Genomic DNA, 9,964 nt, shown 5'->3' on the forward strand with positions numbered 1-9,964 from the left:
TGATGTGGGCGGCCGAAGAGGCGTCGGGCAGCGTCGAGGCGGTGAAAACCGCCGCCGACCGGCTCGCGGCCTCCGCCCAGGACGTCGGAACCTCCATGCGCCGGACCGCCGACATCGCGCGCGACGCCGTGGCGGCCGCCCACATCACGGGACGGGCCGTGGAAAGCCTGAACGGCGCCGTGGCGCGGATCGGCGCCATTGTCGGGATCATCAACAAGATCGCGGTCCAGACCAATCTGCTCGCGCTGAACGCCACCATCGAAGCCTCGCGCGCGGGCGAAGCCGGACGCGGTTTCGCGGTGGTCGCCGGCGAGGTCAAGTCCCTCGCGGAGCAGACCACCAAGGCCACCGAGGAAATCTCCAGCCTGATCGCCGAGGTGGAGCAGGCCACCCAAGCCGCCGTCGCCTCGACCGGCGAAATCGGCAACCGCATCGCCGACATCGATCAGGTGACGGGCGCGGCTCTGCCCCGGATCGAAAGCCAGATCGTCGGCGCCGGCGAGATCGCCGATCATCTGGAGACGACCCTTTTGCGCACGCGGCAGGTTCAGGAGGCCTTGTCGGGCATCCAGTCCACGGCCGAAGAGGGCTTGGGACTTGCGCGCAACGTCACCGCCGCCGCTGGCGCGATCGGAGACGAAGGCGGCCATCTCAACGCGACAGTGAAGCAATTCCTCGTCAGCCTGCGGCGGGGACCGCTGGACCGTCGCGACAATGATCGCCATGAACTCGGCGTGGCCGCGGAACTCGTCACCGAGCGCGGAGTCATTCCAACCCAATTGTTCGACGTCAGCCGCTCCGGAGCAAAGGTCTCGCCGATCGGCGGGATCGAGATTGGCGACGCGACCATCCTGCGCTTTGCCAACGGCCAAGAGGTGTCCGCCTCGGTCAGATGGATCCACAACGACCAGGCCGGCGTCGCCCTGCCGCCAGGGTCCGTCAACGCGGCTCTGCTGGAGAAATTGCGCGGCATGAAGGCGGCGTGACTCCTCCGGCCCCAAATGGAGCAGCGTCGTCTTGCCGCTTTCCGAGGGCCCCATCGGCAGGGTCAACTCGCCCCCGGCGATCGCGAGGTTGACGGCGCTCGTTGAACCGCGCCGGTCATTTTCGGATTTTGACGGCGCGGGTCCGCGCCTGCGACATTGTGCGCCAGGATAGACCTTGACCTCAACCATTGTTCAGGTTGTAGCAATAATGTCGGTTCGCGCGTCCGAACCCCGATTGGCCGCTCGTCATCCCGGCGGGAAATCGAATCGGAGCTTGGCGCGCGCAACATCCATGCGGAGCCGACATGCTCGATGCCTTGCGACGATTTCCAGAGCAGCGGCGCCTGCGCGCGCCGTTGGTCATCACGTTCCTGACGCTGCTGGCCGTCTTCGCCGGCATCCATCTGTGGCGGCAGGCGCGACTGGCGCCCTCCGCCGCCGCTCCGTCCCGGCCGCCGATCGAGGTCTCGGCCCAGACCGTCCGCCCCGAAACCTTGTCGCAATCGCTCGAAGCCACCGGCGCGCTGGAGGCGGCGCAGGCGGTGACGCTGGCGCCCGAGGTCGCTGGACGCGTGACCGCCATCCATTTCGAGGCGGGGGCGCGGGTCGAGGCCGGAACGCCGCTGGTCGAGCTTTACGATGCGCCGGAGCGGGCGGAGCGCGCCGACGCGGCGGCGCGGGTCCGGTTCGCGCGGCTGCAATATGACCGGTCCCGCCGGCTCGCGCCCTCCGACACCGTCTCCAGGCAGCTTTTGGACCAGCGCGAAGCGGAGCTGGAGCAGGCCGAGGCCGCGCTCCAGCGCATCGACGCAAACCTCGCGCAAAAAACCATCCGGGCGCCGTTCGCCGGCCTGATCGGCATCAGACGGGTCAATCTCGGCCAGTATGTCAATGCCGGCGAGGCCATGGCGACGCTGACCGCGCTCGATCGGCTCTATGTCAATTTCACCTTGCCGCAGCAGGAGTTGGCGAAGCTCCGCGTCGGCGGCGACGCCACCGTCCGCGCCGATGCCTATCCGAACGCGACCTTCCCGGCCCGCATCAACGCAATCGAGCCGATCGTCGAACCGGACACGCGCAACATCCGCGTTCAGGCGACGCTCGCCAACCCCGACCAGATGCTGAGACCGGGGCTTTATGTCACGGTGAGCGTCGCGCAGCCGGTTCGCGCCAACGCGATCCTGGCGCCGGCCACCGCGATCCAGACCAGCGCCTCCGGGGACAGCGTCTTCGTCGTGAGGAACGGGAGGGCCGAGTTGACGCGCGTGACCATCGGCCAGCGCCGTGGCGACAGCGTCGTGGTCGAGACCGGTCTTGGCGCCGACGACATCGTCATCACCGATGGCCAAATTCGCCTTCAGCCGGGCGTCCCCGTGCGCGTCGTCGGCCCCGATGTCGCATCAACGCCCCAGTAGGAGGCTCGCCATGCGGTTCACCGATCTGTTCATCCGCCGGCCAATCCTGTCCGTGGTGGTCAGCCTTCTCATTCTGCTGGCCGGGGCCAGCGCGTTCGTCTCGCTGCCGGTTCGGCAATACCCGAATCTGCAAAGCGCGACCATTACGGTCGACACCACATTCCCGGGCGCGACCCAGGATGTGATGCAGGGCTTCGTCACCACGCCCATTGCGCAGGCGATCGCGACGGCGAGCGGCATCGAGTACCTGACCTCGACCTCGACCATGGGCCAAAGCCAGGTCAAGGCCAAGCTTGTTCTGAACGCCAACGCCGATCGGGCGATGACCGAGGTGCTGTCCAAGGTGCAGCAGGTCAAATACCGTCTGCCGCAAGGCGCTTACGATCCGGTGGTCGCCAAGATCACCGACGGCGCCTCCGCCGTGCAATATGTCGCCTTCATCAGCGACACGCTGCCGATACCGGAGATCACCGACTTCGTGACGCGCATCGGCCAGCCGCTGGTCACCTCGGTCAAGGGCGTGGCCTCGGCCGACCTTGCCGGCGCCCAGGCGCTTGCCATGCGGGTGTGGCTCGATCCGGCCAAGCTCGCCGCCCGCAACCTCACCGCCGGCGATGTCTCGGCGGCCTTGCGCGCCAACAACGTGCAGGCGGCGCCAGGCCAGCTCGAAAACGCGCGCACGGTCACCAACATCACCGCCGCGACCGACGTCACCACCGTCGGCGAGTTCCGCAACATGGTGATCAAGACCGGCGCGGACGGCATCGTGCGGCTCTCCGATATCGCCAGCGTCGAGCTTGGCGGTCAAAACCGCAAGACTCTGGGCTGGGCCAGCGGTCGCCGCGCCGTCTATCTCAAGATCGCGCCCACCCCCGACGGCAACCCGCTGGAGATTGTGGCGGCGGTCAAGGCGTTGATTCCAGATATGCAGCGCGTCGCGCCGCCCGGGCTCAAGGTGGAGAACCAGTTCGACGTCGCCCATTTCGTCGACGCCTCGATCGACGAGGTGCGGCGCACGCTCATCGAAGCGGTGGCGATCGTGGTGGTGGTGATCTTCCTGTTTCTCGGCTCGGGCCGCGCGGTGATCATTCCGGTTGTCACCATCCCGCTGTCGCTGGTGGGGGCCGCCGCGCTGATGCTGGCGTTCGGCTTCTCGCTCAACCTGCTGACGCTGCTCGCCATGGTGCTGGCGATCGGCCTCGTGGTCGATGACGCCATCGTGGTGGTCGAGAACATTCATCGCCACATCGAGCAGGGTCGCGCGCCGATCGAAGCCGCGCTGGTCGGCGCCCGCGAGATCATCGGCCCTGTCATCGCGATGACCATCACGCTCGCCGCCGTCTACGCGCCGATCGGGCTGATGGGCGGTCTCACCGGCAGCCTGTTCCGCGAGTTCGCCTTCACGCTGGCGGGTTCGGTGGTGGTGTCGGGGCTGGTCGCGCTCACCTTGTCGCCGATGATGTGCGCGCGGCTGCTCCGTGGCAAGTCTGTCGAGGGCGGGTTCGCCACGGCGGTTGAGCGCCGCTTCGCCGCGATGGCCGCCGGCTATGGCCGTGTGCTCGACATGACCTTGTCGATGCGGCCCGTGGTGCTGCTGGCCGCCATCGCCATGCTCGCCGCCATCGTGGCGCTGTTCCTCGGCGCCAAGCGCGAGCTCGCCCCGCAGGAGGACCAGGGCTACGTTTTCACTGCGGTGCGCGCGCCGCAATACGCCAATCTCGACTATACGGCGGCGGCGGCGGCGCGCGTTCAGCGCATCTTCCAGTCCTTTCCGGACTATTCGGCCAATTTCTTCGTGGTCGGAACCGATGGGCTCAACAACGCCTTTGGCGGCATCATCCTCAAGGACTGGAGCGCGCGTCAGCGCTCGGCCGACGCCATCCAGACCCAGCTCTATCGCGCCATAGGCGTCGTGCATGACGCCTCCGTCACGCCGTTCCAGCCGGCGGCCTTGCCAGCCTCGACCGGCGGTCTGCCGTTCCAGATGGTTCTGCGCTCGCCCGCCGGCTTTCAGACCATCCACCAGGAGATGGAGGCGCTGAAGGCCGCGGCGCGCGGCAGCGGCCTGTTCGTCTTCGTTGACAGCGACCTCGCCTTTGACAGCCCGACCGCGCGCCTGCGCATCGATGTCGCCAAGGCCGGCGAGGTCGGCGTCACCATGCAGGCGATCGCCGACACGCTGGCGGTGCTGGTCGGCGAGAACTACGTCAACCGCTTCAACTATTTTGGCTGGTCCTATGACGTGGTCCCGCAGGCGCCCCCAAACGACCGCCTGACGCCGGAAACGCTCGGCCGCTATTACGTCCGCGCCAAGTCGGGCGCGATGCTGCCGCTCTCGACCCTCATCAAGGGCGATGTGGTCGGGCAGGCCAACCGGCTGCCGCAGTTCAACCAGATGAACGCGGCGACGCTGTCGGCGGTGCTCAGGCCCGGCGTGACCATGGGCCAGGCGGTGGCGTTCATGTCCGCGCTGCCCCGCGCCCCCGGCGTGATCATCGATTGGCTGGGCGACAGCCGCCAATACGTGCAGGAGGGCAACCGCCTGACCGTTCTGTTCGGCTTCGCGCTCGTGGTCATCTTCCTGGTGCTGGCGGCGCAATACGAGAGCTTCCGCGATCCGCTGGTGATCCTGGTGACGGTGCCGCTGGCGGTGTGCGGCGCGTTGCTGCCGCTCTATCTCGGCTTCGCCACGCTCAACATCTACACCCAGATCGGGCTGGTGACGCTGATTGGGCTGATCTCCAAACATGGCATCCTGATGGTGGCCTTCGCCAACGAGCTTCAGTCCGGTAAAGGCCTCGACCGGCGCGCGGCCATCGTGGCGGCGGCCACGGTGCGCATGCGGCCGGTGCTGATGACGACGGCGGCGATGGTCGCCGGGCTGGCGCCGCTGATCCTCGCCGAGGGGGCCGGCGCCGCCAGTCGCTTCGCCATCGGCATCGTTGTGGTGATGGGCATGCTGGTCGGGACGCTGTTCACATTGTTCGTGCTGCCCACCTTCTACACTCTGATCGCACAGGATCACCGCGTGAGCGCGGCGGGCGAGCCGGATCGCGCGCTGGCGGCGGGCGACATGGCGGGCGCGTCCGCTGGTCCCTTCGGATAGGTGGGCCGGCGTGGCTCCGGTTCTTGCCGGCGTCACGCCCTGGCGCTATTTCACGCTGCACGTTGAGGTTGGCCGTGAACGACAATTCTCCAAAAACCGCACTCACGGTCGGCGAGGTCGCCAAGCGCAGCGGCGTCGCGGTGTCCACGGTGCATTTCTATGAGGCCAGAAGCCTGATCAAGGGCTGGCGCACCGAGGGCAATCAGCGGCGCTATCATCGCTCGGTGCTCCGCCGCATCGCCATCATCCGCGTTGCGCTGCTTGCGGGCGTTCCCCTGGCCACCGTCAGGGACGCACTTATCGACTTGCCCCACGATCGCGTGCCGACCAAGGCGGATTGGGCGCGCTTCGCCAAGGCGTGGAGGGATATGCTGGAGCAGCGCATCTTCAACCTCACCCAGTTGCGAGACCAGATCACCAGTTGCATCGGCTGTGGCTGCCTCTCGCTGGAGGAATGCCCATTGCGAAATCCCGACGACGAACTCGGACGCGCGGGACCAGGCCCCAGGCGCCTTGGCGCGAAGCCGTGAAGAAAGCTCAAGAAGCAGCCTCCGGGATTGACTGCCGCAATCCCCATGGCGCCGCCCTGGATTCATACGGCAGCCAAAATCAGGCGGCTATCGTGCCGACGACACCAAATGTGGACAAACCTGGGACAACGCAATAGCCTCATCGGCACAGCCAGCGTGCAAGATCCGTGAGACCGTTCCGCCGGCCATGAGCGCAACCGCCCCGCGGCTGTCATGGCGGGTTCATCGATATGCCATAACTCTTGGATGTTCCTCTCATTCCTGCCAAGGGGCGCGCCGATTTTGGACAGTGAAGCCACGGTCGATGTAGAAGTTTCACGCCGGCGGCTGCTTGCGGCCGCTGGGCTGGCGCCTGGCGCTTTAGCTTTTTTGTCCGCAGCCGGCGCGCAAGCAGAAAACGCCCGCGAGAGCTCGATCCAGGCGAGTCCGCCAGCGGTGGAGCCGGTGGCCGGTCTGCATCTGCAATTCGGCGCCGACGCCTCCACCGAAATGACCGTGTCCTGGCACAGCCTCGCTCCCGTTCACAATCCGCGTGTGCTGCTCGGGATGCTCGATGGCAAGCTTGAGCAGACAACTTCCGCCGAGACGTCGAGCTATGCCGACGCCAAATCCCAACGAACCGTCCATGTCCACCACGCCAGATTGCGCGCCTTGCGCCCGGACACGGCCTATCTCTACGCCGCCCTGCATGACGGCGCGACGCCGGAATTCGGCCAGTTCCGCACCGCGCCGCGCGGCAGGGCGGCCTTGACCTTCACCAGCTTCGGCGACCAGGGCACGCCGACACTGGGACGAAAATTCGCGCCTCCCGAAGGGGTCAAGCTCCCCGCCCCGATTTTCATCAACGACAATCTCGGCTCGCCCGCGAGCGCCGACACCACGCTCGGCGTCGAGCGCGTCGGTCCGCTGTTTCATTTGCTCAACGGCGATCTCTGCTACGCCAATCTCTCCGAAGACCGCATCCGCAGTTGGTGGGATTTCTGGACCAACAATTCGCGCAGCGCTCGAAACCGGCCGTGGATGCCCTGCGCGGGCAATCACGAGAACGAACGCGGCAACGGCCCGATCGGTTATCTGGCCTATCAGACCTATTTCTCCACGCCCGAGGTTTTGGGACAGACCGAGCTGACGCGCGGTCTCTGGTACGCCTTCACCGCCGGCTCGGTCCGCGTGATCAGCCTCGCCAACGACGACGTGGTCTATCAGGACAGCGGCGACTCCTATGTACGCGGCTATTCGGACGGGGCGCAACAAGCCTGGCTCGAACAGGAGCTGGCGGCGACCCGCGCCAACCGCGACATCGACTGGATCGTCGTCTGCATGCACCAGACCGCGATTTCGACCGCCGAAAAGTTCAACGGCGCCGATCTCGGCATTCGCGAGCAATGGCTGCCGCTGTTCGACAGGTACAACGTCGATATGGTGGTTTGCGGACACGAACACCATTACGAACGCTCCCATCCCCTGCACGGCTGCGAGGACAATCGAACCCGCACGCCAAAACCCGTTGCTCGCGCGACCGATGTGATCGACACCAGCAAGGGCGCCGTTCACATGGTGCTGGGTGGCGGGGGAACCTCGGCGCCGTCCAACGAACTGCTGTTCAATCCGCCGGTCTGTCGGGTGATCGTCGCGGTCGGCGAACCCGACCCGAAAACGGGGAAAAGACCGCCGGTGTACGTGGTGGAAAGCGCGCCCTGGTCGGCCATCCGTAACGCCGCGCAGCCTTACGGCTTCGCCGCCTTCACATTGGACCCGGGCGATGGCCCGGGGGCGATGACGCGCATAAAGGTGGTCTATTACGACGTGACCGGCCCCGGCGGACAGCTCTCGCCCTTCGAGTCCTTCACGCTCGAACGGCCGCGTCGCGACGGCGCGTGACCTCGACCAAGCCCCGGATTTATCGCGTGATACACAAACTGAACCTCCATTCGTGACGTTTCTTGCCCGCGGTGGACCTGAAACAAAGAAAAGCGAGCTTCCGATATGCGCCCGATTGATCAACCTGCGCCGTCTGGACGTCCGGTCGCCACGCCGGAAGAGGCGGTGAGCGAACTCGAACGGCTCTATGCGTCGGCGACCGATGCGCTGCGCGCCGCCCTCGACGATTTCCTCGACGGCCGTCAAAGCCCCTCCGCGCAGACGCGCCAGGGCTTTCGCTATCCTGAACTGCGCGTGTCCTATTTTCCGAGCGGCGACCGTCCGTCGAACCGCCGCGCCTACGCGAAGTTCGAATCGTCTGGCGTCTACACGACGACGGTGACGCATCCATCGGCGTTCCGCGCCTATCTGCTCGAACAGCTTCGCCCCTTGACCGCCGAATATGGCGCGACGCTCGAAGTCGGCTATGGCGCCCAGGAAATTCCCTACGCCTATGTCACGGAATCCCTCGAAAAGCTGGGCCAGACCGTGACGGCGGAGGAACTCGCGCGGTTCTTCCCGGTCCCGCTGCTCTCGGCGGTCGGAGACGAAATCGCCGATGGCTTGCGCGGGCTTCGGGTGGGAGAACCCCGACCGCTCGCGCTGTTCGACGCCATCCGGGTCGACTATTCGTTGCGCCGTCTGGTTCACTATACGGGGTCCGACTGGCGCTTTGTCCAGCCGTGGATCCTGTTCACCAACTACCATCGCTATGTCGATCAGTTCGTGCAATGGGGCCTTGAGCAGTTGCGGGCCGGCGGCCCCTACACCCATCTGCACCTGCCGGGCAATGTGAGCATCGACGCCAGCCTGTCGCCTGACGAGGCGGCGGCGCTGGCTGCGACTTCCCCCTGGCATCGCTCGCAAATGCCCGCCTACCATCTCGCCACGCCCGACAACCAGGGCGTGACGCTGGTCAATATTGGCGTCGGCCCGGCCAACGCCAAGACCATCACCGACCACCTCGCGGTGTTGCGGCCGCATTGCTGGCTGATGGTGGGTCATTGCGGCGGCTTGCGCCAGTCGCAGCAGATCGGCGACTATGTTCTGGCGCACGCCTATTTGCGACAGGACCACGTGCTCGACGGCTTGGTGCCGACCGACGTGCCGATACCCGCTTTGGCCGAGGTTCAGGTGGCGTTGCAGGACGCCGCGGCGGCCATAACCGGAGACAGTGGCGAAGCCTTGAAAGGGCGATTGCGCACGGGCACGGTCGTCACCTACGACGACCGCAATTGGGAACTGCGCTGGAGACAGGAGCGCCGCCGCATCGACCTGTCGCGCGCCATCGCCGTGGACATGGAATCCGGAACGATCGCGACGCAGGGTTTCAGGCTGCGCGTGCCCTATGGCGCGCTTCTATGCGTTTCGGATAAGCCCCTGCACGGAGAAATCAAGCTGCCCGGGGCGGCGAGCGTCTTTTACGAACGCGCGGTTTCCCAGCATTTGCGCATCGGCCTCGCGGCGCTCGACCTCCTTCGCAACAACATGGAGACGCTGCATTCGCGCAAACTGCGCTCGTTCGACGAACCGCCGTTCCGCTGACGCATCGAAATAAGAGAACTGGCCCCGGTTATCTGAACAGTTTCCCGGAAAATTTAGGCGGCCATCGCGATGGCTGTTTGCCCGGACATCATCGATCACGCGAAGGACGGGGTGCGTTCCTGGCGCGACGCGAAGGAAGCCATCGGGCCAGGGGACGCGGCAGCGATGATCGCGGCGATCTTGCAAAAGGGCGACGCCATTGGCAGTCCAGGCGGATCCCCCATTCGCGCCAGACGCGCGAGTCTTGGCCGGTCTCGCGAATGTCGCCATCGCGGCTTTCGCGCGCACGTTGCCGGTCTATCTGCAAATGCGGCGTTGGGGCGGTTGGAGGGTTGGGTAGTCCAAGGCATTGAAGTGGTGTGTTTTTTCAAATTTTCTTATTTTTTATGTTTAGAGCGCTTGACGGTTCCGGTTTGGAGGTCCTATACAGCGGCCATCGACGGCGTCGCCGCGGACTTGCGG

Annotated in this window: 6 protein-coding genes and 1 pseudogene; all 7 read left to right on the forward strand. The window is 65.9% G+C overall.

All coding sequences use genetic code 11. From position 1 onward, the window contains the following. Positions 1–986 (forward strand): methyl-accepting chemotaxis protein (locus CCR94_RS06500; protein ID WP_104507075.1); only part of this gene is annotated, 986 nt, incomplete at its 5' end. 305 nt (positions 987–1,291) lie between these two features. Continuing rightward, entirely contained in the window at positions 1,292–2,401 is a 1,110-nt protein-coding gene (locus CCR94_RS06505) for an efflux RND transporter periplasmic adaptor subunit (protein ID WP_104507076.1), read from the forward strand. A 10-nt stretch (positions 2,402–2,411) separates the two neighbouring features. Continuing rightward, positions 2,412–5,507 (forward strand): efflux RND transporter permease subunit, encoded by a 3,096-nt coding sequence (locus tag CCR94_RS06510; protein ID WP_104507077.1) that lies wholly within the window; start codon positions 2,412–2,414, stop codon positions 5,505–5,507. A gap of 74 nt (positions 5,508–5,581) precedes the next feature. Continuing rightward, positions 5,582–6,037, forward strand: coding sequence for a redox-sensitive transcriptional activator SoxR (gene soxR / locus CCR94_RS06515; RefSeq protein ID WP_104507080.1), 456 nt, complete (start codon positions 5,582–5,584; stop codon positions 6,035–6,037). 369 nt (positions 6,038–6,406) lie between these two features. Then, the gene (locus CCR94_RS06520) at positions 6,407–7,918 is read left to right on the forward strand and encodes a purple acid phosphatase family protein (RefSeq protein WP_206605789.1); all 1,512 of its coding nucleotides are present in this window, start codon (positions 6,407–6,409) and stop codon (positions 7,916–7,918) included. Between the two features lie 105 nt (positions 7,919–8,023). Then, positions 8,024–9,502 carry an AMP nucleosidase gene (locus CCR94_RS06525; protein WP_104507079.1) on the forward strand — a complete coding sequence of 493 codons (1,479 nt, stop codon included), beginning with the start codon at positions 8,024–8,026 and terminating at the stop codon, positions 9,500–9,502. 69 nt (positions 9,503–9,571) lie between these two features. Next, positions 9,572–9,964 (forward strand): annotated as a pseudogene (locus tag CCR94_RS25625) (hypothetical protein); the annotation flags it as partial.

It is taken from the genome of Rhodoblastus sphagnicola (assembly GCF_002937075.1).
Lineage (GTDB): Bacteria > Pseudomonadota > Alphaproteobacteria > Rhizobiales > Beijerinckiaceae > Rhodoblastus > Rhodoblastus sphagnicola.

What these genes read in the sequence shown, in the direction of transcription:
- CCR94_RS06505 (WP_104507076.1), top strand. Translation starts at nt 1,292, where the DNA reads ATGCTCGATGCCTTGCGACGATTTCCAGAGCAGCGGCGCCTGCGCGCG.
- CCR94_RS06510 (WP_104507077.1), top strand. Translation starts at nt 2,412, where the DNA reads ATGCGGTTCACCGATCTGTTCATCCGCCGGCCAATCCTGTCCGTGGTG.
- CCR94_RS06525 (WP_104507079.1), top strand. Translation starts at nt 8,024, where the DNA reads ATGCGCCCGATTGATCAACCTGCGCCGTCTGGACGTCCGGTCGCCACG.